The 22,127-nt window shown below is 69.9% G+C and carries 16 protein-coding genes; 8 read left to right on the plus strand and 8 right to left on the minus strand.

Annotation, left to right across the window (positions count from 1 at the left end; genetic code table 11):
* Positions 1 to 576: 576 nt before the first annotated feature.
* Positions 577 to 3,714: an isoleucine--tRNA ligase gene (ileS, locus tag ABTX78_RS26255; RefSeq protein ID WP_352209255.1), complete on the minus strand. Its 3,138-nt coding sequence runs from the start codon at positions 3,712 to 3,714 to the stop codon at positions 577 to 579.
* A 544-nt stretch (positions 3,715 to 4,258) separates the two neighbouring features.
* On the opposite strand from ileS, the gene ABTX78_RS26260 reads away from it, so the two are divergent.
* The 6 genes from ABTX78_RS26260 to ABTX78_RS26285 are packed head-to-tail and all read left to right on the plus strand — an operon-like array spanning position 4,259 to position 9,800.
* Positions 4,259 to 5,329, plus strand: a complete 1,071-nt coding sequence (locus tag ABTX78_RS26260) for a TraR/DksA family transcriptional regulator (RefSeq protein WP_352209256.1) — start codon at positions 4,259 to 4,261, stop codon at positions 5,327 to 5,329.
* A 60-nt stretch (positions 5,330 to 5,389) separates the two neighbouring features.
* On the plus strand, positions 5,390 to 5,956 hold the full coding sequence (gene lspA, locus ABTX78_RS26265; protein ID WP_352209257.1) for a signal peptidase II: 567 nt from the start codon (positions 5,390 to 5,392) through the stop codon (positions 5,954 to 5,956).
* Between the two features lie 17 nt (positions 5,957 to 5,973).
* Positions 5,974 to 6,915 carry an RluA family pseudouridine synthase gene (locus tag ABTX78_RS26270; protein ID WP_352209258.1) on the plus strand — a complete coding sequence of 314 codons (942 nt, stop codon included), beginning with the start codon at positions 5,974 to 5,976 and terminating at the stop codon, positions 6,913 to 6,915.
* Positions 6,912 to 7,388, plus strand: a complete 477-nt coding sequence (locus ABTX78_RS26275; protein WP_352209259.1) for a GNAT family N-acetyltransferase — start codon at positions 6,912 to 6,914, stop codon at positions 7,386 to 7,388. Before ABTX78_RS26270 ends, ABTX78_RS26275 begins: the two co-directional genes overlap by 4 nt.
* 48 nt (positions 7,389 to 7,436) lie before the next feature.
* Complete coding sequence (locus ABTX78_RS26280) at positions 7,437 to 9,023, plus strand: Na+/H+ antiporter (RefSeq protein ID WP_352209260.1); 1,587 nt, start codon at positions 7,437 to 7,439, stop codon at positions 9,021 to 9,023.
* A 27-nt stretch (positions 9,024 to 9,050) separates the two neighbouring features.
* The gene (locus ABTX78_RS26285) at positions 9,051 to 9,800 is read left to right on the plus strand and encodes an SDR family NAD(P)-dependent oxidoreductase (protein WP_352209261.1); all 750 of its coding nucleotides are present in this window, start codon (positions 9,051 to 9,053) and stop codon (positions 9,798 to 9,800) included.
* A gap of 69 nt (positions 9,801 to 9,869) precedes the next feature.
* On the opposite strand, the gene ABTX78_RS26290 is transcribed toward ABTX78_RS26285, so the two are convergent.
* A complete protein-coding gene (locus ABTX78_RS26290; RefSeq protein WP_352209262.1) occupies positions 9,870 to 10,982 on the minus strand; it encodes a mechanosensitive ion channel family protein in 1,113 nt (370 codons plus the stop codon).
* Between the two features lie 23 nt (positions 10,983 to 11,005).
* Here ABTX78_RS26290 and ABTX78_RS26295 point away from each other — a divergent pair, with 23 nt between their 5' ends.
* The gene (locus tag ABTX78_RS26295) at positions 11,006 to 11,587 is read left to right on the plus strand and encodes a dienelactone hydrolase family protein (protein WP_352209263.1); all 582 of its coding nucleotides are present in this window, start codon (positions 11,006 to 11,008) and stop codon (positions 11,585 to 11,587) included.
* A gap of 25 nt (positions 11,588 to 11,612) precedes the next feature.
* Here the strand turns inward: ABTX78_RS26295 and ABTX78_RS26300 are convergent, their stop codons facing one another.
* The 5 genes from ABTX78_RS26300 to ABTX78_RS26320 all read right to left on the minus strand — a co-directional run bounded on the left by ABTX78_RS26300 (position 11,613) and on the right by ABTX78_RS26320 (position 18,107).
* Positions 11,613 to 13,103 (minus strand): serine/threonine-protein kinase, encoded by a 1,491-nt coding sequence (locus tag ABTX78_RS26300; protein WP_502993965.1) that lies wholly within the window; start codon positions 13,101 to 13,103, stop codon positions 11,613 to 11,615.
* Between the two features lie 162 nt (positions 13,104 to 13,265).
* Positions 13,266 to 14,924: an alkaline phosphatase D family protein gene (locus ABTX78_RS26305; RefSeq protein ID WP_352209264.1), complete on the minus strand. Its 1,659-nt coding sequence runs from the start codon at positions 14,922 to 14,924 to the stop codon at positions 13,266 to 13,268.
* Positions 14,925 to 15,084: 160 nt separating this feature from the next.
* Entirely contained in the window at positions 15,085 to 15,900 is an 816-nt protein-coding gene (locus tag ABTX78_RS26310) for a DsbA family protein (RefSeq protein ID WP_352209265.1), read from the minus strand.
* A 123-nt stretch (positions 15,901 to 16,023) separates the two neighbouring features.
* Positions 16,024 to 16,707, minus strand: coding sequence for a hypothetical protein (locus ABTX78_RS26315; protein ID WP_352209358.1), 684 nt, complete (start codon positions 16,705 to 16,707; stop codon positions 16,024 to 16,026).
* A gap of 65 nt (positions 16,708 to 16,772) precedes the next feature.
* Positions 16,773 to 18,107, minus strand: coding sequence for a DUF2252 domain-containing protein (locus ABTX78_RS26320; RefSeq protein WP_352209266.1), 1,335 nt, complete (start codon positions 18,105 to 18,107; stop codon positions 16,773 to 16,775).
* A gap of 168 nt (positions 18,108 to 18,275) precedes the next feature.
* On the opposite strand from ABTX78_RS26320, the gene dnaE reads away from it, so the two are divergent.
* Positions 18,276 to 21,818: a DNA polymerase III subunit alpha gene (dnaE, locus tag ABTX78_RS26325; protein WP_352209267.1), complete on the plus strand. Its 3,543-nt coding sequence runs from the start codon at positions 18,276 to 18,278 to the stop codon at positions 21,816 to 21,818.
* A gap of 86 nt (positions 21,819 to 21,904) precedes the next feature.
* Here the strand turns inward: dnaE and ABTX78_RS26330 are convergent, their stop codons facing one another.
* Positions 21,905 to 22,084, minus strand: a complete 180-nt coding sequence (locus ABTX78_RS26330; RefSeq protein WP_352209268.1) for a hypothetical protein — start codon at positions 22,082 to 22,084, stop codon at positions 21,905 to 21,907.
* Positions 22,085 to 22,127 lie beyond the last annotated feature (43 nt).

Consider the following 22,127-nt stretch of genomic DNA (forward strand, 5'->3'; position numbering starts at 1 on the left):
CGTGGCTCAGCGAGTAGTGGTCGCGCTCTTCGACGACATCGACGGCGGAGAAGCCCCGGGCCCGGCCCTTGTCTTGTGCGGGGTCTGCAGCGACCGGAGCGCCGTGGGGTTTGTTGCGCCTCAATCGCCGACGGGCTTGGTTTGTGCGGTGGGCGGTCCTGCCGGGGAGCTGAGCCGGGTTGCGTGCCCGGGTCGTTCGCGCCTCGATCGCCGGCTGGGTTCGGGTTGGCTCGGCGGGTGGTCGTGCCGGGGCGGGTGTGTTGAGCCCGGCTGCGTGCTCGGGTCGCTCGTGCCTCGATCGCCGGCGGGGTTCGGGTTGGCTCGGCGGGTGGTCGTGCCGGGGCGGGCGGGTTGAGCCCGGCTGCGTGCTCGGGTCGTTCGCGCCTCGATCGCGGCTGGGTTCGGGTTGGCTCGGCGGGTGGTCGTGCCGCGGGGCGGGTGGGGTTGAGCCGGGTCGTGGGCGCCGGGTCCTTCGCCGACTCGATCGCCGGCGGGGCTTGCTACCGCTCCGGTCCGTCGGTGCCCAGGCAGCACGAAGGGGCCCGGGACGAAACCCGGGCCCCTTCGTGCAGGGCGTTACTGCTTGCGCAGGTGGAACGTCAGGGACAGGCCCTCGTCCGTGAAGGGCGGGCCGAAGTCCGCGGGCGGGGGCGTTGCGGTGAACGACGTCGCCAGTACCTCGTCCGCGATCAGCGGCGCGTGCTCCGTGAGGGCCTCCGTCGTCGAGGGGTCCGTCGAGGACCAGACGACCGCGATCCGGTCCGCCACATCGAGGCCGCTGTTCTTGCGGGCCTCCTGGATCAGGCGGATCGCGTCCCGGGCGAGGCCCGCGAGACGCAGCTCGGGGGTGATCTCCAGGTCGAGCGCGACCGTCGCGCCCGCGTCGGAGGCCACCGACCAGCCCTCCCGCGGGGTCTCCGTGATGATCACCTCGTCCGGGGAGAGTGTGATCGTCTCGCCGTCGACCGTCACCGTGGCCGTGCCGTTGCGCAGCGCGAGCGACAGGGCCGCCGCGTCCGCCTCGGCGACCGCCTTGGCCACGGCCTGCACGCCCTTGCCGAACCGCTTGCCCAGCGCCCGGAAGTTGGCCTTCGCCGTCGTGTCGACGAGCGAGCCGCCGACCTCGGCGAGGGTGGCGAGTGCGGAGACGTTCAGCTCCTCCGTGATCTGCGCGCGCAGCTCGGGGGAGAGCGACTCGAACCCCGTCGCCGCCACCAGCGCGCGCGACAGCGGCTGGCGGGTCTTGACGCCGGACTCGGCGCGCGTCGCGCGTCCCAGCTCGACCAGCCGCCGTACCAGCGCCATCTGCTGGGACAGCACCGGGTCGATCGCGTCCAGGTCCGCCGCGGGCCAGGTGGACAGGTGCACCGACTCGGGGGCGTCCACCGTCACCGGGACCACCAGGTCCTGCCAGACCCGCTCCGTGATGAACGGGGTCAGCGGCGCCATGAGCCGCGTCACCGTCTCCACCACGTCGTGGAGCGTGCGCAGGGCTGCCTTGTCGCCCTGCCAGAAGCGGCGGCGCGAGCGGCGCACGTACCAGTTCGACAGGTCGTCGACGAACGACGACAGCAGCTTGCCGGCGCGCTGGGTGTCGTACGACTCCATCGCCTGTGTCGTCTGGTCCACGAGGGCGTTGAGCTCGCTCAGCAGCCAGCGGTCCAGCACCGTGCGCTCCGACGGGGCCGGATCGGCCGCGGACGGCGCCCAGTTGGACGTGCGGGCGTACAGCGCCTGGAAGGCCACCGTGTTCCAGTAAGTGAGGAGCGTCTTGCGGACGACCTCCTGGATGGTGCCGTGACCGACGCGGCGGGCGGCCCACGGGGAACCGCCGGCGGCCATGAACCAGCGCACCGCGTCCGCGCCGTGCTGATCCATGAGCGGGATCGGCTGGAGGATGTTCCCCAGGTGCTTGGACATCTTGCGGCCGTCCTCGGCGAGGATGTGGCCCAGGCACACGACGTTCTCGTAGGAGGACTTGTCGAAGACCAGCGTGCCGACCGCCATCAGGGTGTAGAACCACCCGCGGGTCTGGTCGATCGCCTCCGAGATGAACTGCGCCGGGTAGCGCTTCTCGAAGATCTCCTTGTTCTGGTACGGGTATCCCCACTGTGCGAACGGCATCGAACCCGAGTCGTACCAGGCGTCGATGACCTCGGGCACACGCGTCGCGGTGGCGGAGCACTGCGGGCAGTCGAAGGTGACCGCGTCGATGAACGGACGGTGCGGGTCCAGCGCCGACTGGTCGGTGCCGGTCAGTTCGGTCAGCTCCGCACGCGAGCCGACGACCGTGAGGTGGTCCTCCTCGCAACGCCAGATCGGCAGCGGCGTGCCCCAGTAGCGGTTGCGGGAGAGCGCCCAGTCGATGTTGTTGTTGAGCCAGTCGCCGAACCGGCCCTGCTTGACCGACTCGGGGAACCAGTTGGTGTTCTCGTTCTCCTCGAGCAGCCGGTCCTTGATGGCGGTGGTGCGGATGTACCAGGACGGCTGCGCGTAGTAGAGCAGCGCCGTGTGGCAGCGCCAGCAGTGCGGGTAGCTGTGCTCGTACGGAACGTGCCGGAAGAGCAGGCCGCGCGTCTGGAGGTCCTCGGTCAGCGCCTCGTCGGCCTTCTTGAAGAAGACACCGCCGACCAGCGGGACGTCCTCTTCGAAGGTGCCGTCGGGGCGGACCGGGTTCACCACGGGCAGGCCGTACGCACGGCAGACCTTGAGGTCGTCCTCACCGAAGGCGGGGGACTGGTGGACCAGACCCGTACCGTCGTCGGTCGTGACGTACTCGGCGTTGACGACGTAGTGCGCGGGCGCCGGGAACTCGACCAGCTCGAAGGGGCGCCGGTACGTCCAGCGCTCCATCTCGGCACCGGTGAACGACGCCCCGGTGGTCTCCCAGCCCTCGCCGAGGGCCTTCTCCAGCAGCGGCTCGGCGACGACCAGCTTCTCGTTGCCGTCGGTGGCCACCACGTAGGTGACCTCGGGGTGCGCGGCGACCGCCGTGTTGGACACCAGCGTCCACGGGGTCGTCGTCCACACCAGCAGCGACGCCTCGCCCGCGAGGGGGCCCGAGGTGAGGGGGAAGCGGACGAAGACCGAGGGGTCCACGACCGTCTCGTAGCCCTGCGCCAGCTCGTGGTCGGACAGTCCGGTGCCGCACCGGGGGCACCAGGGCGCGACGCGGTGGTCCTGGACCAGCAGGCCCTTGTTGTAGATCTCCTTCAGCGACCACCAGACGGACTCGATGTACGAGGGGTCCATCGTGCGGTACGCGTCGTCGAGGTCGACCCAGTAGCCCATGCGGCTCGTCAGTTCCGCGAAGGCGTCGGTGTGCCGGGTCACCGACTCGCGGCACTTCTCGTTGAACTCGGCGATGCCGTACGCCTCGATGTCCTTCTTGCCGGAGAAGCCGAGTTCCTTCTCGACGGCGAGCTCGACCGGCAGCCCGTGGCAGTCCCAGCCGGCCTTCCGGCCGACGTGGTAGCCGCGCATGGTGCGGAAGCGCGGGAAGACGTCCTTGAAGACGCGGGCCTCGATGTGGTGGGCGCCGGGCATGCCGTTGGCGGTCGGCGGGCCCTCGTAGAACACCCATTCGGGGCGGCCCTCGGACTGATCGAGGCTCTTGGCGAAGATCTTGCTCTCGCGCCAGAAGTCGAGCACGGCGTGCTCGAGCGCGGGCAGGTCGACCTGGGCGGGTACCTGGCGGTACTGCGGGGGTGCCATCTACGAACTCCTCCGGCGGACAGTTGCTCTTCCGTCGGAGGGACGAGAGCTGCGCTCCCGCGGTACCACCCTCCTTGGCGGCGCGGAACGCACCGCCCCCTCATTGGGGTCGCGACGCCGGGTCTACTCGCCTCACGGCTTTCTTCCGGCAGCTCCGGGGTGATCCTTCACTTCGCGCTCGCCCCCGGGCTCTCACCGTCCCCGGGTCGCTCATGGCTGCGTACGACGCTACTCGTCCCCATCCAAGCCTTTCGCTCCGCCCAGTGTACGGGCCGCCGCGAGGCGCGTCCGACCGGTTTTCGAGGGCGCCCTCGCGGCGCCCCGAGCGTGACCCGAATGGCCACTCCCGCCCGCCCGGCTCCCGGCGGCCCGATGTCGGCGGATTACCCGGCGGGGAGCTGGGCACAACCGATGCAGGTTCGTCTCACCGCAGGCCGGGGCGGGCCCGCGCGGTGGTGTGCCCCGTTTGCTGCGGAGCTGGGGTCGATTTATCGTCCCAGCACGATTCGCGTGCAAGATCACAATATGTGAAGGGGCCGCGGCCATGGTGGCGAAGAAGACTGCCGAGAGGAAACCGGCGTCCAGCAGATCCACCGCCGCTGAGGCGGCGGCCAAGGGCGGGAGCGGGAAGAAGAGCACCGTCATGAACCAGGCCGTGGCACCCGAGCACAAGGCCACGGCGAAGAGGACGACCGCGAAGAAGGCGAACGCCAGGAAGGCGACCGCGAAGACGGCGACCGCGAAGAAGGCCTACGCCGGAAAGGCGACCGCGAAGAAGACGACCGCGAAGACAGCGACCGTGAAGAAGGCGGTGACCGCGAAGAAGACGGCGGCCGGGAAGTCGGCCGGGGTGGACAAGAGCACCCCGGCCAAGAAGGCCCCGGCCGCGAAGAAGGCGGCTGCCGGCAAGGCAGCGGCCGGCAGGACGTCCGCCAGGAAGACGGCGGGCGGCAGGACCACGGCGAAAAAGGCCGCCGCGGACAAGGCGAAGGCCGTGGAGGAGACGGCCGCCGCACCGGCGGCGAAGGCGCCGGTGAAGAAGGCACCTGCGAAGAAGGCCATGGCCGCGAAGGCCGCGAAGAAGGCCGCATCGGCGGCCAAGGGGGCGGCCGAGGCCGCACAGCAGACAGGAGCCAGGACGGTGGGAGCGAAGAAGACCGCGGCGGGAGCCGGCAACAGCGCCACGGCGGTGCCCGGGGCACCCGTGACGGCCGCACCCGGAGAGCTGGCCGTACGGCCCGGCGAGGACCCGTGGACGCCGGAAGAGGTCGCCGAGGCACGCGCCGAGCTGGAGGGCGAGGTGGTCCGGTTGAACGCCGAGCTGACCACGTCCGAGGCGGCGCTGGCCGGCCTCATGCGGGACTCCGGGGACGGCGCCGGTGACGACGACGCCGACACCGGCAGCAAGAACATCACGCGCGAGCACGAGATGGCGCTCGCCGCCAACGCCCGGGAGATGCTGGAGCAGACCGAGCGCGCGCTCCAGCGACTCGACGCCGGCACCTACGGTCTCTGCGAGAACTGCGGCAACCCCATCGGCAAGGCCCGCATGCAGGCGTTCCCGCGCGCGACCCTGTGCGTGGAGTGCAAGCAGCAGCAGGAACGGCGGGTCTGAGCGCGGAGGGTGGGTGCCGTACCCTCGTGCTCAGTCAGGCACCTAGGTTGAGGGACTCACGTGGCAGAGGCGGAGCGCATCATCGGTACGCCGGATTCAGCAGGAGCCGACGAAGCTGCGGCGCCCGCCGAGCCGTCCCGGCGCAGGCGGAAGGTCGCCGTGCTCTTCGGTGTGGCCGTGGTGGCGTACCTGCTCGACCTCGTCACCAAAATGATCGTGGTGGCGAAGCTCGAGCACCACGAGCCGATCGAGGTCATCGGTGATCTGCTGAAGTTCGAGGCAGTACGGAACGCGGGCGCGGCCTTCGGTATCGGCGAGGCCTTCACCGTGATCTTCACCGTCATCGCGGCCGCGGTGATCATCGTGATCGCCCGGCTGGCGCGCAAGCTCTACAGCATGCCCTGGGCCATCGCCCTCGGCCTGCTGCTCGGTGGTGCGCTCGGCAATCTCACCGACCGGATCTTCCGCTCTCCCGGCGTCTTCAAGGGTGCGGTCGTGGACTTCATCGCGCCCGCGCACTTCGCCGTCTTCAACCTCGCCGACTCCGCCATCGTCTGCGGCGGCATCCTCATCGTGATCCTCTCCTTCCGGGGGCTGGACCCCGACGGGACCGTCCACAAGGACTGACAAGGCATACTCGACGGGTGAGTACGCTTCCCGAGATCCGCACCCTGCCCGTTCCCGATGGCCTCGAGGGCGAGCGCGTCGACGCCGCCATCTCCCGGATGTTCGGGTTCTCCCGCACCAAGGCGGCCGAGCTCGCCGCTGCCGGAAAGGTGCAGGTCGACGGCTCGGTGGTAGGCAAGTCCGAGCGGGTGCACGGCGGGGCGTGGCTCGAGGTGGAGATGCCGCAGGCGGCCGCGCCCGTGCAGATCGTGGCCGAACCCGTCGACGGCATGGAGATCGTCCACGACGACGAGGACATCGTCGTGATCATGAAGCCCGTCGGTGTCGCCGCCCACCCGAGCCCCGGCTGGACCGGGACGACCGTGATCGGCGGACTCGCGGCCGCCGGATACCGGATCTCGACCTCCGGCGCCGCCGAGCGCCAGGGCATCGTGCACCGGCTGGACGTCGGCACCTCCGGACTGATGGTCGTCGCCAAGTCGGAGCGGGCGTACACCCTGCTCAAGCAGCAGTTCCGGGAGCGGACCGTGGACAAGCGCTACCACGCGCTGGTGCAGGGGCACCCGGACCCGATGAGCGGGACCATCGACGCTCCCATCGGGCGCCACCCCAACCACGACTACAAGTGGGCGGTGACGGCCGAGGGCAAGCCGTCCGTGACGCACTACGACCTGATGGAGGCCTTCCGGGCCGCCTCCCTGCTCGACATCAAGCTGGAGACCGGGCGCACGCACCAGATCCGGGTGCACATGGCCGCCCACCGGCACCCGTGCGTGGGCGACCTGACCTACGGCGCCGACCCCACGATGGCCAAGCGTCTCGGACTGACCCGGCAGTGGCTGCACGCCGTGCGCCTCGGCTTCGAGCACCCCGCCGACGGGCAGTGGGTGGAGTTCGCGAGCTCCTACCCCGACGACCTCCAGCAGGCCCTCGACAAGATCGCGGCGGAGAGCGCATGACGACCGGCTTCCGGGTGCGGGTCGCCGACGGGCCCGCCGACCGTGAGGCCTGTTTCGCGGTCCGCAAGGACGTCTTCGTCGTCGAGCAGCGGGTCCCCGCCGACATCGAGTACGACGGCTTCGACGAGATCGGCACCGGCACCGTGCATGTGCTGGCCACGGCCGACGACGGGTCACCGCTCGGCACCGGCCGGCTGCTGCACGGGCCGGCCGCCGCGGACCGGACCGGCGGTGACACGTCGGTCGGCTCGCTCGGCCGTCTCGCGGTGACGCCCGCCGCACGGGGCCTGGGCGTCGGAGTGGCGCTGGTGCACGCCATCGAGGACGCGGCGCGAGAGCTCGGCCTCGTGGCGGTGGACCTGCATTCCCAGACGCACGCGCTCGGTTTCTACGAGCGCCTGGGGTATGCGGCGTACGGCGAGGAGTTCTGGGACGCGGGGATAGGCCACCGGGCGATGCGCCGCTCGTTGTAGCCGGGGCCGCCCCGGATTTCCCGTCCTCGAACAGGAGGCTCTCGCACCGTGGACCAACTGGCGCTGGTACTCGCGCTGTTGCTCGGGGCCGTGGTGACCGTACCGCTGGGGGACAAGTTCGATCTGCCGGCGCCCGTGCTGATGACGCTGGCGGGCATCGCGCTGGCCTTCATCCCGTTCGTGCCCAATGTCGAGATCCCGCCCGACTTCATCCTGCCGCTGGTGCTGCCGCCGCTGCTCTACGCGACGGTGCAGCGCACCTCCTGGCGCCAGTTCGCGGCCAACGTCCGGCCGATCATGCTGCTCGCCGTGGCCCTGGTGTTCGTGACGACGGCCGCCGTAGCGGCCGTCGCGAACGCGCTCGTCCCCGGACTGCCCCTCGCCGCGGCCGTGGCGCTCGGCGCGCTGGTCGCCCCGCCCGATCCGGTCGCAGCGACCGCGGTCGCCGGCCGGCTGGGGCTGCCCCGCCGTCTCGTGTCCATCCTGGAGGGCGAGGGACTGTTCAACGACGTCACCGCGATCGTGCTCTACCACGTGGCGATCGCCGCCGCGGTCAGCGGAACGTTCTCCTGGCCCGAGGCCGCCGGGGAACTCGTGCTGTCCGCCGTGGTCGCGGTCGCGGTCGGACTCGCTCTCGGCTGGCTCTCCAACAAGCTGATGAGCTACCTCGGCGACGCCACGCTGCAGATCGGCCTGTCGCTGCTCGTGCCCTTCGCGAGCTATGTGCTCGCCGAGGAACTGCACGGCTCCGGCGTCCTCGCCGTCCTCACCACGGCGCTCTTCCTCGCCGAGCACACGGCGGACGCCGACGACGTGACCGGCCGGCTGGCCGGCAACACCTTCTGGGACATCGTCGACACCCTGGTGACCGGCGTCGCCTTCGGTCTGATCGGCCTGGAGCTGCACAACGTCTTCGGCACGGCCGAGGAGCAGCTGTGGGAGATGCTCGGCTGGGGCGCCGCGATCAGCGCGGTCGTCGTGGGCGTACGGCTGCTGTATCTGCTGCCGGCGACCTGGCTGGCCAAGCGGCTGCACGACAAACGCGATCTCGACGAGGAGATCCCCGTCGGCTGGCGCGAGACCGTCGTCATGTGGTGGGCGGGGATGCGGGGAGTGGCGACCGTGGCACTGGCGCTCGCCATCCCGCTCACCACGGACAGCGGCGAGCCCTTCCCCGGCCGGGACCAGATCATCTTCATCGCGTTCTCGGTGATCATCTCCACCCTTGTGTTCCAGGGGCTCACCCTGCCCTGGCTGGTCAAGCGCCTCGGAGTGCAGGCCGACTCGGACGCCGAGCGGGCACTGGAGCACGGGCTCGCCCTGCGCGCCGCCAAGGCGGCCAAGTACCGGCTGCGCGAGATCGAGGACAGCGAGGAACTGCCGGAGGAGATCAGCGAGCGGCTGCTGCGCAGGGCCTACGAGATCGGGGCACGGATCAGCCCCGACATCGTCGAGGACGAGCGGCGTGAGTGGTACACCAAGCGGATCGACCGGCTGAAGATGGTCCAGCGCATCCAGCGGGAGATGATGTCGGCGGCCCGCCACGAAGTGCTGTCCGCGCGCAACGAACCGGGAGCCGATCCCGAGATCGTCGACCGGGTGCTGCGCCACCTGGATGTACGCAGCCTCCGCTGAGCGCCTCGGGCTCGTAGGATCCGGAGCATGGCGCGCACCGTGGTGATCAGTGGCGGCGGGACGGGAATCGGGTTCGCGGCGGCGGAGGCCTTCGCCGCCGACGGGGAGCAGGTGGTGCTGCTCGGGCGGCGCGAGGAGGTCCTCGCACGGGCCGCCGAGCAGATCCCCGGCTCCCGTTACTGTGCGGTCGACCTCAGCGAACCGAGCGGCGCCCGTAAGGCGGCGGAGTTCACGGAGCGCGAGTACGGCACCGTCGACGTCCTCGTGCACAGCGCGGGCGGCAACGGACGTCTGGAGCAGCGTTCCGCGTACGACGACGACCCGCTGGAGGCCGTCGCCCGGGACTGGACCCTGAACTTCCGGCTCAACACCCTGACGGCCGCCCTGCTCACCGAGGCCACCCGCGGCCATCTGGCCACCCCCGGGGGCCGGGTGCTGTTCCTGAGCTCGATCGCGGCGTACCGGGGGTCCGGCCCCGCGCCGTACGCGGCAGCCAAGGCCGCGCTGCATCCGTACGCCTTCAAGCTCGCCCGCGAACTCGGGCCGCGCGGGATCACCGTCAACGTCGTCGCGCCGGGGTTCGTCGAGGAGACGGACTTCTTCGGCGGCGCATTCCCCGAGGAGCGCCTGCGCGCCCTGGTCGCGGAGACCGCGACCGGGCGCATCGCTCACCCCGGCGATGTGGCGCAGACCCTGCGCTGGCTCGCCTCCTCGGCGGCCGCCCACATCACGGCCCAGATCATCCAGGTCAACGGCGGCGCCGAGCGCGGCCACTGAGGGCCGGGACGCTCGGCGCCGGACTTTTTGGATCGGCCGCGTTGCCCGAGCACCGGGGCATCCCGCACGTCAGCCGCGGCCGGTCCGTGGAGTGCCGTCCTCCGGCACGATCTGGTCCTGGGTGAGCTCGGCCGGCTTCTCCTCCCGCTCCACGGCGTGGGCGGTGGCGATCCGCGGCAGCGCGTACGGGTGCTGGTCGGACAGCCAGGCGATCAGCTGCTCGCGCACCGCGCACCGCACGGTCCAGATGTCGTCCGCGTCCTTGGCGGTCATCACCGCGCGTACCTGGATCGTCGACGGCGTCGTGTCTGTGACGGCGAGCGACCAGTCGCGGCCGTCCCAGGCCGGGCACTCGAGCAGGACGTCACGGAGCTTCTCGCGCATCTCCGGCACCGGTGTGGAGTGGTCCAGGTGGAAGAAGACGGTGCCGGTCATCTGCACACCGCCGCGGGACCAGTTCTCGAACGGCTTGCTGGTGAAGTACGACACAGGCATGGTGATCCGGCGTTCGTCCCAGGTCCGGACGGCGAGGAAGGTGAGCGTGATCTCCTCGACCGTTCCCCACTCGCCGTCCACCACCACGGTGTCGCCGATACGCACCATGTCGCCGAACGCGATCTGGAGTCCCGCGAAGAGGTTGCCCAGCGTCGACTGGGCGGCCACACCGGCGACGATGCCTAGGACACCGGCGGACGCCAGCATCGAGGTGCCGACCGCGCGCATGGCGGGGAAGGTCAGCAGCATCGCCGCGAAGGCCACCACACCGACGACGGCGATGACGACCCGTTGGATGAGGGTCACCTGTGTACGGACCCTGCGCACCCGGGCCGGGTCGCGGGTGGCCGCGGCGTACCGGTTGTAGGTGGACTCGACGACGGCCGTCGCGATCCGCACGACGAGCCAGGCGGAGGCCCCGATCAGCACCAGGGTCAGCACCTGGCCGATGGCCCCGTGGTGTTCGCGGATGCTCTCGATCTGCGCCTGGCGGTAGGTCGCTCTCAGCATCGCCGTGCACAGGACGACCTGCAGCGGCAGGCGGCACCGTCGCAGCAGACCCCACAGCGGGGTCTCGGTGTGTCGGGTGTCCTCACGGCGCAGCAGCAGGTCGACGACCCATCCCACGAACAGCGTGAGGACGACCGAGCCACCGATGACGATCAACGGGCGCAGCACGTTCTCCATGCCCACGAACGTAACCTGACGGCATGGACATCATGCTTTTCCATTCGACGTATGGCCTTCGTCACGGTGTGCGCCAGGCCGCCGAGCGCCTGGAAGCCGCAGGTCATACCGTCTGGACCCCGGATCTGTTCGAGGGCAGGACCTTCGGGAGCACCGAGGAGGGCATGGCCTTCAAGGACGGGATCGGAAAGGACGAACTGCTCAAAAGGGCGGTTCTCGCCGCGGCGCCCCGCTCGGAACGAGGTCTCGTCTACGCCGGATTCTCGTTCGGTGCCTCCGTCGCGCAGACGCTGGCGCTCGGCGACGAGAAGGCCCGCGGGCTGCTGCTGATGCACGGCACCTCCGACATCGCGGAGAACGCGGCGGTCGACGACCTGCCGGTACAACTGCATGTCGCCGACCCCGACCCCTTCGAGCCGCACGACTGGCTGACCGCCTGGTATCTCGGGATGGGGCGCGCCGGAGCCGATGTCGAGGTCTACCGCTACGCCGGCGCCGGACATCTCTACACCGACCCGGACCTGCCCGACTACGACGAGGAGGCCGCCGAGCAGACCTGGCGGGTCGCTCTCGCCTTCCTCTCCTCGCTGGACGGCACGCCGTAGGACGGTTGTTGGGGTCCGGAAGTACTCAGGGCCGGGTGCAGCGGCCCGAGGCTCCGGTGGCCGTGGGGCGGCACTGCAGGCCGTAGTCGGCCGAACTCGTGCTCAGATAGCGCCCGATGCAGGTGCTCGGCGAGGTCCTGCCGCGTTCGGCGCAGAAGGCCAGGGCCGCCCGCCCGTCCGCGAAGGGGCCCGGTGCGTAGATGACCCAGAACCCCGGGCGCAGCGAGGCGTAGTCGTCGCTGCGGACGAAGACGGCCTCGGGCACGGTGGCGCGGACCTTCGCGAGGCGTACGTCCCGTGCGGCGGTGCCGGAGCCGAGCGGCTCGGAGTAGAGCTGGGCGATCCAGCCGGCGGTGACCGGCGGGCGCGGCGGGTCCGAGGACTCGCTGGGGCTCGGCGTCGGTGTGGGCGTCGGCGTCGGCGTGGGGGACGGTGACGGGGTGGGGCTCGGAGTGGGCCGTGGATCGGTCGTCGTCGCTGCCGGCGTCGACGCGGCGGACCCGGTCGGGCCGCCCCGGCCGCCCGCGTCGTCCTTGCCCTGCTCCCGCAGGACGAGCACCAGAGCGGTCGCGGCGGTGATCGCCACCGCCACCGCGATCACGGCGGCGACAACGGCTCCGCGAGGTCCGCCGCTCGTCCGGTCCGGCAACGGCTGCGGCTGCGGGACCGTCGGCCGCGGACTGTCCAGCTGGGTGGGCACGGGAGGCACCGGGCCCGGCAGCACAGGGGGCGGCGCGGTCGCCGTCATGGTCGGTCCGGCCCAGTGCGGCAGCATGCCGGACTCCACCTGCGCCAGCATCGCGTCCAGTCGGCGTGCGTCGGGACGGCCCGCCGGGTCGCGTACGAGCAGCGCCCGCAGCACCGGTGCGAGCGGACCGGAGCGCACCGGCGGCGGGACGTCCTCGTCCAGCACGGCGGCCAGCGTGGCCAGCGTCGTCCCCCTGCGGAGCGGGCTCAGCCCCTCGACGGACACGTACAGCACGAGCCCCAGCGACCACAGGTCGGAGGCCGGATCGTCGTCCCTGCCGCGGACGCGCTCGGGGGCGATGTACTCGGGGGAGCCGATGAGTTCACCGGTGGCCGTCAGCGAGGCCGAGCCCTGGAGCGCGGCGATACCGAAGTCGGTGAGCACGGCCCCACCCCCGGGACCGTCGCGCAGCAGCACATTGGCGGGTTTCACATCGCGGTGCTGGATGCCCGCCGCGTGGGCGGCGCGCAGCGCCGAGAGCACCTGACGGCCGATGCGCGCCGCCTCCACGGGTGCCAGGGGACCCCGGCCGAGCCGGTCCTGGAGCGTGGTGCCCCGCACCAGCTCCATCACGATCCAGGGATGCGGTTCGCTGTCCACGATGTGATGGATCGTCACCACGTGCGGGTGACTGAGCCGGGCGAGTGCGCGGGCCTCGCGGAGCACCCGCTCACGCACGGCGCCCGACGTTCCGGCCTCCGAACGTACCGCTTTCAGGGCGACTTCGCGGTGGAGCACGGTGTCGCGAGCCCGCCACACCGTGCCCATACCACCGCTGCCCAGCGGTTATATCAGCTCGAACCGCCCGTCGATCACGTCCCCCGGCGCATGCATGGCGTCAGGTTAGAGCAGCTCTGCGTCAGCACACCCGCACAGTTGCGTTCTTCACCCGTTGGTTCCCCGGCCGCGGGGACCGGCGGGCCGGGTGCCTCAGCGCACCGGCTGGTTCACCCGCTCGACCTTCTGCGTGCCGTTGAGCGTCCGGTACGACCGGGCCCATGTGGCGGTCGCCTCGCGCTTCGTCTTGTCGGACAGCACGTAGTAGTCCATCTGCGAGCGCTCGGCGGTCACGTCGAGGACGCCGTAGCCGTGGCTGTCCATGTCCAGCCACTTCACATGGCGGTTGGCGGCCCTGACCGCAGCCTGCGCGACGACGGAGACCGTCCCCGGCGCGACATGGAGAATGTCGTCCAGATTGTCCGAGGTCACCGACGTCACGACGAACTCGGTCGCGGCGGACTGGGACAGCGGGTACGTCGCGGCCTTGACCGGCACGTCGTTGGCCCATGCCATGTGGATGTCACCGGTGAGGAAGACCGTGTTCTTGATCCCGCGCTGCGTCAGGTGCGCCAGCAACTCCCGGCGGTCGTCGGTGTAGCCGTCCCACTGGTCGACGTTGACGGCCAGGCCGCCCTTGGGCAGACCGAGCAACTCCGCGATGGGCTCCAGCAGATGGGCCGGCAGCGCTCCGAAGGCGACCGGCGAGATCATCACCGAGGTGCCGACGAGCTTCCACGCCGCGTCGGACCCGGCCAGCCCGGCCTTCAGCCAGTCCAGCTGGGCACGGCCGGTGATCGTGCGGTCCGGGTCGTCCACACCGCCGTTGCCGACCGACGACTGCTGCGAGCGGAAGGACCGCAGGTCCAGCAGATGCAGATCCGCGAGCTTGCCGAAGCGGAGCCTGCGGTAGACCGTGCCCTCGGTGGAGGCGCGCACGGGCATCCACTCGAAGTACGCCCGGCGGGCGGCGGCCGCGCGGGCCGCGTAGTCGCCCTCGGTGCCCGGGGTGTGGTTCTCGGCGCCGCCGGACCAGGCGTCGTTGGCGATCTCGTGGTCGTCCCAGATCGCGACCACGGGGTGCGCGGCGTGCAGCGCCTGGAGGTCCGGGTCCGTCTTGTAGGTGGCGTGGCGGAGCCGGTAGTCGGCGAGCGTGAGGATCTCGTGGCGGGGCGAGTGCTGCCGTACGCCGTACGGCTCGTCCGGGTAACCGCCCGCCGCGTACTCGTAGATGTAGTCGCCGAGATGGAGAATCGCGTCCAGGTCGGCACGGGCGGCCAGGTGCCGGTAGGCGGAGAAGTAGCCGGCCTCCCAGTTGGCGCAGGAGACCACGCCGAAGCGCACCCCGGACGTCGCGGCGTCGGTGGCCGGAGCGGTACGGGTGCGGCCCACGGCGGACACGGTGGTGCCGGCGGTGAAACGGAAGTAGTACATGGTCGCCGGGCTCAGACCCCTGACGTCCGCCTTGACGGTGTGGTCCGTCTCGGCCGTCGACGTGGTGGAGCCTCGGGCGACGACCTTGGTGAAGGCCCTGTCCTCCGCGACCTCCCAACCGACCGCGGTGTCCGGGCCCTTGCCCGAGCCCGGGAGGGACTCGGGCGTGGGGGTGATACGTGTCCACAGCAGGACGCCGTCGGGCAGGGGGTCACCGGAGGCGAGGCCGTGCAGAAAGGCCGGCGCCAGGGCGGCGGTGGCCGCGGAGGCGGAGGCGGAGGCGGCGACCGCGATGGCGGGCGCAGCGACGACAGCAGTGGCGGCAGCGGCCTTGACGACCGTGCGGCGGCTGGGAGTTGACGGGAGTCGACTGGTCACGGCCGATCAGACTACTGACCGGTAAGCCGAATGGGCGAGCGAACTGTCAAAGTTCGCCCGCCCATCCGGAACGGTCAACCGGCGCGTTCCCTGACGGCCGCCCGGCCGCCCGGGACCCTTCGGTCACAGGGCCTTCGGGCGGGCCGCGAAGCCGCGCGGATCAGCCGTTGAGCACCTTGTCGAGCGAGGTGCGGTACTGCTCCACGGTCATCGGCGGGTTGTCGGTGCCCTCCGCCGTGATCTTCTTGCCGTCCATCCTCAGCGTCGGAGTACCGCCGACACCGCTCTTGTCGAACGTCGCGGACATCTTCATCGCCCACGCGTCGAACGTCCCGTCCTCGACGTTCTTCTTGAACTCGGCGTTGCTCTTGAGCGCCGGGACGGAGTCGGCGACCTCCAGGAGGTAGGAGTCCTTGGCGAACTTGTCCTGGCTCTCCTCGGGGTGGAACTTCGACGAGTACAGAGCGGCCTTGTACGCCGTGAAAGCGTCGGGGCTCACGTTGAGAGCGGCGCCCAGCGCGCTCAGCGCGTTCTTCGAACCCTCGCCCTGGTCGGCGTTGTCGATGAAGGTGGCGCCGACGTACTTGAGCTTGTACTTGCCGTCGGCGACATCCTTGGCGACCGTCTCGCCGATCGCCTGCTCGAAGCTCGCGCAGACCGGGCAGCGGGAGTCCTCGTACAGCTCCAGTGTCTTCTTCGCGGCCGGCTTGCCGATGACCACGGTCGTGCCGTTTGTGCCCTCGGTGTTCTTGGGCGCGGTGACGGTCTTCTCGTCCTTCACCGACTCCCAGTGATCCGGCTTGTTGGCCTGCATCACGGCGTATCCGGCGCCGCCCGCGATCGCGAGGACCACGATCGTCGAGCCGATGACGATGAGCTGGCGGCGGGTCTTGTCCTTCTTGGCCTGGCGCTCGCGCTCCTGGCGCAGCCGCTCGCGGGCCGCCGCCTTGTTGGCCTGGCTGTTACGTGCACTCATGGTTCTTCACTCCGTGGGATGTCGTATCCGCGGATACGGGGAGACACCGGGGACACCGGAAACCGGGACATACCGGGGAACCGGGGACCGGCGAAGTCGGGGAATCGGGAAGGGGGACGTGGCTCAGGCGAGTACCGCGGCCGAGCTCGGCGGTCCCCTCCGTCCGACGCAATGCACCAGCAGCCGGGCGTGGGCCCGCGCGGCCCGGACCGGTGCGCGCCGGGCGACGGTTCCCCCGGATCGCTCCGCCGCCCCCGCCGCGGCGACGGCCAGCAGCAGTGGCCGGAACGCGAAGGCGCCGACCGCCCGCAGGAGGCCGGCCAGCGCGGACTCGCCGCGCCGCAGCCAGGCCGCGGCGAGCAGGCCGACCGAGACATGGGCGGCGAGCAGCAGCCAGGGCACGGCGGGGTCGGCGGAGTGCAGCAGATTCGCCGCGCCCGGGTCGGCGGCCACTCCGGGCAGCCCACTGCCCACGCTGCCGCCGCACAGCACGTCGAAGCCGACCGTGCGCAGCGAACCGGCGACCGGTCCGCCGCCGGGGCCGTAACAGACGTCCTGGCCGGCGGTGAAGACGGTGTCCGCGGCCAGCTCCAGGGGGACGAGCAGGCCCGCTATCCGCCAGAAGCCGCGCTCCTGCCCGGACAGGAGATAGGCGGCGCCGAAGACGAATGCCGACATCCCGGCAAGGGTCGTCCACGGGAGGGGGGAACGGGAGAGCAGCACATGGGAGGCGGCGGACAGTGTCACGACCAGTGCCGTGAAGATCGCTGCCCGCAGCCCCCTGAGCTGCACACCCGATAGGTTCATCACCGGGGAGTCTCCCATGGCTCCCTGAGAGGGTTCTTAACGGATCCGGTCGCTGGGCGGACCGGCTACAGACCGGGGATCCGGCCGTTGCGGAACAGGTCGACGAAGATCTGGTGGTCCTTGCGCGCCCGGGAGCCGTAGCTGTGCGCGAAGTCGACCAGCAGCTCGGCGAAACCGTCCTCGTCCGCCGCGATCGCCGCGTCGATGGCCCGCTCGGTGGAGAACGGCACCAGCGAGTGACCGCTCTCGTCGTCGGCGGCCCCGTGCATCGTGGCCGTGGCCCGGCCGAGGTCCGCGACGACCGCCGCGATCTCCTCCGGGTCGTCGATGTCCGACCAGTCCAGGTCCACCGCGTACGGCGAGACCTCGGCCACCAGCTGGCCGCCGCCGTCGAGCTCGGTCCAGCCCAGCCACGGATCGGCGTGGTCCTGGAGCGCCCGCTGCGAGATCACCGTGCGGTGACCCTCGTGCTGGAAGTACTCCCGCACCGACGGGTCGTCGATGTGCCGGGAGACCGCCGGGGTCTGCGCCTGCTTCATGTAGATCACGACGTCGTTCTCGAGGGCGTCGCTGTTGCCCTCCAGCAGGATGTTGTACGAGGGGAGGCCGGCGGAACCGATGCCGATGCCCCGCCGGCCGACCACGTCCTTGACCCGGTAGGAGTCGGGGCGCGTCAGGCTGGACTCGGGCAGCGTCTCCAGATAGCCGTCGAAGGCCGCCAGGACCTTGTAACGGGTCGCCGCGTCCAGTTCGATCGTGCCCCCGCCGGGGGCGAAGCGGCGCTCGAAGTCACGGATCTCCGTCATCGAGTCGAGCAGGCCGAAACGGGTCAGCGAGCGGGCCACGCGCAGCGCGGCCAGCAGCGGGCCCTCGGCGGTGTCCAGCGTGAAGGGCGGCACCTCGTCGTTCTTGGCGCCGGCGGCCAGGGCGTGGATGCGCTCGCGGTAGGCGGCGGCGTAGATCCGCACCAGCTCGGTGATCTGCTCGTCGCTGAGCGCCTTGGTGTAGCCGATCAGGGCGAGGGACGCGGCCAGCCGCTTCAGGTCCCAGGTGAAGGGGCCGACGTACGCCTCGTCGAAGTCGTTGACGTTGAAGATCAGCCGGCCGTTGGAGTCCATGTACGTGCCGAAGTTCTCCGCGTGCAGGTCGCCGTGGATCCACACCTTGCCGGTGCGTTCGTCCAGGTAGGGACCGCCGTGCTGCTCCCGCTCGAGGTCGTGGTAGAAGAGGCAGGCGGTGCCGCGGTAGAAGGCGAACGCGGAGGCCGCCATCTTCCGGAACTTGACCCGGAAGGCGGCCGGGTCGGCGGCCAGGAGCTCGCCGAAGGCGGTCCCGAAAACGGTGAGGATCTGCTCACCGCGCTGTTCGGCCGTGACCTCGGCGGTGTGCGGTACCGACATCGCTGGGTGCCTCCTGGTGCATGACAAATGGGACAGTGCTTCCGCCCCTCCAACGCTCGAAGGTACTCGGGAGTGCCCCACGATTGTCAGTGGAGAGTCGTAGACTTCCACGCTGTCCCCCCAGACCGTCCGTTACCCGCCACTCACCGTTCCCCGGAGGCCCCCGCCGTGACCAAGCCGCCGTTCACGCACCTGCATGTGCACACCCAGTACTCGCTGCTGGACGGTGCCGCGCGGCTGAAGGACATGTTCAACGCGTGCAACGAAATGGGCATGTCGCACATCGCGATGACGGACCACGGCAACCTCCACGGGGCGTACGACTTCTTCCACTCGGCGAAGAAGGCGGAGGTCACTCCGATCATCGGGATCGAGGCCTATGTGGCCCCGGAGTCCCGGCGGAACAAGCGCAAGATCCAGTGGGGTCAGCCGCATCAGAAGCGCGACGACGTCTCCGGTTCCGGTGGTTACACGCACAAGACGATCTGGGCCGCGAACAAGACCGGACTGCACAACCTCTTCCGCCTCTCCTCCGACGCGTACGCCGAGGGCTGGCTCCAGAAGTGGCCGCGGATGGACAAGGAGACCATCGCCCAGTGGTCGGAGGGGCTCATCGCCTCGACCGGCTGCCCGTCCGGCGAGCTCCAGACCCGGCTGCGTCTGGGCCAGTTCGACGAGGCGCTGAAGTCGGCCGCCGAGTACCAGGACATCTTCGGCAAGGACCGGTACTTCCTGGAGCTGATGGACCACGGCATCGAGATCGAGCGCCGGGTCCGTGACGGGCTGCTGGAGATCGGCAAGAAACTCGGCATCCCGCCGCTGGTCACCAACGACTCGCACTACACCTACTCCCACGAGGCGACGGCGCACGACGCGCTGCTGTGCATCCAGACCGGCAAGAACCTCTCGGACCCGGACCGCTTCCGCTTCGATGGCACCGGCTATTACCTCAAGTCCACCGACGAGATGTACGCGGTGGACTCCTCGGACGCCTGGCAGGAGGGGTGCGCCAACACCCTCCTGGTCGCCCAGCAGATCGACACGACCGGCATGTTCGAGGCCAAGAACCTCATGCCGAAGTTCGAGATCCCCGACGGCTTCACCGAGGTCACCTGGTTCCAGGAGGAGGTGCGGCGCGGCATGGAGCGCCGCTATCCCTCCGGCGTCCCCGCCGACCGCCAGAAGCAGGCGGAGTACGAGATGGACGTCATCATCCAGATGGGGTTCCCCGGGTACTTCCTCGTCGTCGCCGACTTCATCATGTGGGCCAAGAACAACGGCATCGCGGTCGGCCCCGGCCGAGGCTCCGCGGCCGGCTCGATCGTGGCGTACGCCATGGGCATCACCGACCTCGACCCGATCGAGCACGGACTGATCTTCGAGCGCTTCCTCAACCCCGAGCGCGTCTCCATGCCCGATGTCGACATCGACTTCGACGAGCGCAGGCGCGTCGAGGTGATCCGGTACGTGACCGAGAAGTACGGCGCCGACAAGGTCGCCATGATCGGCACCTACGGAAAGATCAAGGCGAAGAACGCCATCAAGGACTCCGCCCGGGTCCTCGGCTATCCGTACGCGATGGGCGACCGTCTCACCAAGGCGATGCCCGCGGACGTTCTCGGCAAGGGCATCGATCTGTCCGGCATCACCGATCCCTCGCACCCGCGCTACAGCGAGGCCGGCGAGATCCGCGGGATGTACGAGAACGAGCCGGACGTGAAGAAGGTCATCGACACCGCCAAGGGCGTCGAGGGCCTGGTCCGGCAGATGGGTGTGCACGCCGCGGGCGTCATCATGTCCAGCGAGCCCATCGTCGACCACGCCCCGATCTGGGTGCGCCACACCGACGGTGTGACCATCACGCAGTGGGACTACCCGCAGTGCGAGTCGCTCGGCCTGCTGAAGATGGACTTCCTCGGTCTGCGCAACCTCACGATCATGGACGACGCCATCAAGATGGTGAAGGCCAACAAGGGCATCGACCTGGAGATGCTCGCGCTCCCGCTGGACGACCCCACGACGTACGAACTGCTCTGCCGCGGTGACACGCTGGGTGTCTTCCAGTTCGACGGCGGCCCGATGCGCTCGCTGTTGCGGCTGATGAAGCCCGACAACTTCGAGGACATCTCCGCCGTCTCGGCCCTGTACCGCCCGGGCCCGATGGGCATGAACTCCCACACGAACTACGCGCTCCGCAAGAACGCGCAGCAGGAGATCACCCCGATCCACCCGGAGTTGGAGGAGCCTCTCAAGGAGGTCCTCGGTGTCACCTACGGCCTGATCGTCTATCAGGAGCAGGTCCAGAAGGCCGCGCAGATCATCGCCGGGTACTCCCTCGGCGAGGCCGACATCCTCCGTCGGGTGATGGGCAAGAAGAAGCCCGAGGAACTGGCGAAGAACTTCGTCCTGTTCCAGGAGGGTGCCCGCAAGAACAAGTACTCCGACGAGGCGATCCAGGCGCTGTGGGACGTCCTGGTCCCCTTCGCCGGATACGCGTTCAACAAGGCGCACTCCTCGGCGTACGGCCTGGTCACCTACTGGACCGCGTACCTCAAGGCGAACTACCCCGCCGAGTACATGGCCGCGCTGCTCACCTCGGTCAAGGACGACAAGGACAAGTCCGCGGTCTATCTCAACGAGTGCCGCCGCATGGGCATCAAGGTGCTGCCGCCCAATGTGAACGAGTCCCAGTCGAACTTCGCCGCGCAGGGCGACGACGTGATCCTCTTCGGCCTCTCCGCCGTCCGCAACGTCGGTACGAACGTCGTCGAGTCGATCATCCGGTCCCGCAAGGCGAAGGGGAAGTTCACCTCGTTCCCCGACTTCCTCGACAAGGTCGAGGCGGTCGTCTGCAACAAGCGGACCGTGGAGTCCCTCATCAAGGCCGGCGCCTTCGACGAGATGGGCCACACCCGCAAGGGCCTCGTCGCCCACCACGAACCGATGATCGACAACGTGGTGGCGGTCAAGCGCAAGGAGGCCGAGGGGCAGTTCGACCTCTTCGGCGGCATGGGCGACGCCGACGAGAGTTCCGAGCCCGGCTTCGGTCTCGACGTGGAGTTCTCCGACATCGAGTGGGACAAGTCCTATCTGCTCGCCCAGGAGCGCGAGATGCTCGGGCTGTATGTCTCGGACCACCCGCTGTTCGGTATCGAGCACGTCCTCAGCGACAAGACGGACGCGGCGATCTCCCAGCTCACCGGCGGGGAGCACGCGGACGGCGCGGTCGTCACCATCGGCGGCATCATCTCGGGCCTCCAGCGCAAGATGACCAAGCAGGGCAACGCCTGGGCCATCGCGACCGTCGAGGACCTGGCCGGTTCCATCGAGTGCATGTTCTTCCCCGCGACCTACCAGTTGGTGTCCACCCAGCTCGTCGAGGACACGGTCGTCTTCGTCAAGGGGCGGCTCGACAAGCGCGAGGACATTCCGCGGCTGGTCGCCATGGAGCTGATGGTGCCCGACCTGTCGTCCGCGGGCACCAACGCCCCGGTCGTCGTCACCATCCCCACGGTGAAGGTGACCCCGCCGATGGTGAGCAGGCTGGGGGAGATCCTCAGCCATCACAAGGGCAACACCGAGGTACGGATCAAGCTTCAGGGGCCGCGTAAGACGACGGTGCTGCGCCTCGACCGGCACCGGGTGCAGCCGGACCCGGCCCTGTTCGGCGATCTCAAGGTGCTGCTCGGCCCGTCCTGCCTGGCGGGCTGAGCCCGCCCGCGGGCCCTTGTGCCCGAACACCCGGAAGGGGTGCGACCGTCGTCACGGTCGCGCCCCTTCCGCTGGGTGCGGGCTGATCAGTTGTGACCGAAGCGCCGCTGATGTTTACGGGCCACATCCGCCGGGCTGCCCTGTGCCTGCGACTGCGAGCGGGCCTGCGACTCGTAGGCGGTCGTCTTCGCCTGCTCGTTGCCACGCTCCGCGGGGGACGCCGCGCGCTCCTGTTGGCCACCCTTGCGATTCTTGTTCTTGGCCATGGTGTGCCTCCACTGGGATCTAGGGGCCAGGGCCGCGATCAGA

Origin of the sequence: Streptomyces sp. NPDC096193, assembly GCF_040302905.1 — a bacterium.
GTDB lineage: Bacteria > Actinomycetota > Actinomycetes > Streptomycetales > Streptomycetaceae > Streptomyces.

Excerpts from the sequence above, each read along its gene's own strand:
- ileS (WP_352209255.1), bottom strand. The coding sequence starts at position 3,714 with ATGGCACCCCCGCAGTACCGCCAGGTACCCGCCCAGGTCGACCTGCCC.
- ABTX78_RS26260 (WP_352209256.1), top strand. The coding sequence starts at position 4,259 with ATGGTGGCGAAGAAGACTGCCGAGAGGAAACCGGCGTCCAGCAGATCC.
- ABTX78_RS26275 (WP_352209259.1), top strand. The coding sequence starts at position 6,912 with ATGACGACCGGCTTCCGGGTGCGGGTCGCCGACGGGCCCGCCGACCGT.
- ABTX78_RS26285 (WP_352209261.1), top strand. The coding sequence starts at position 9,051 with ATGGCGCGCACCGTGGTGATCAGTGGCGGCGGGACGGGAATCGGGTTC.
- ABTX78_RS26290 (WP_352209262.1), bottom strand. The coding sequence starts at position 10,982 with ATGGAGAACGTGCTGCGCCCGTTGATCGTCATCGGTGGCTCGGTCGTC.
- ABTX78_RS26295 (WP_352209263.1), top strand. The coding sequence starts at position 11,006 with ATGGACATCATGCTTTTCCATTCGACGTATGGCCTTCGTCACGGTGTG.
- ABTX78_RS26300 (WP_502993965.1), bottom strand. The coding sequence starts at position 13,103 with ATGGGCACGGTGTGGCGGGCTCGCGACACCGTGCTCCACCGCGAAGTC.
- ABTX78_RS26310 (WP_352209265.1), bottom strand. The coding sequence starts at position 15,900 with ATGAGTGCACGTAACAGCCAGGCCAACAAGGCGGCGGCCCGCGAGCGG.
- ABTX78_RS26315 (WP_352209358.1), bottom strand. The coding sequence starts at position 16,707 with ATGAACCTATCGGGTGTGCAGCTCAGGGGGCTGCGGGCAGCGATCTTC.
- ABTX78_RS26320 (WP_352209266.1), bottom strand. The coding sequence starts at position 18,107 with ATGTCGGTACCGCACACCGCCGAGGTCACGGCCGAACAGCGCGGTGAG.
- ABTX78_RS26330 (WP_352209268.1), bottom strand. The coding sequence starts at position 22,084 with ATGGCCAAGAACAAGAATCGCAAGGGTGGCCAACAGGAGCGCGCGGCG.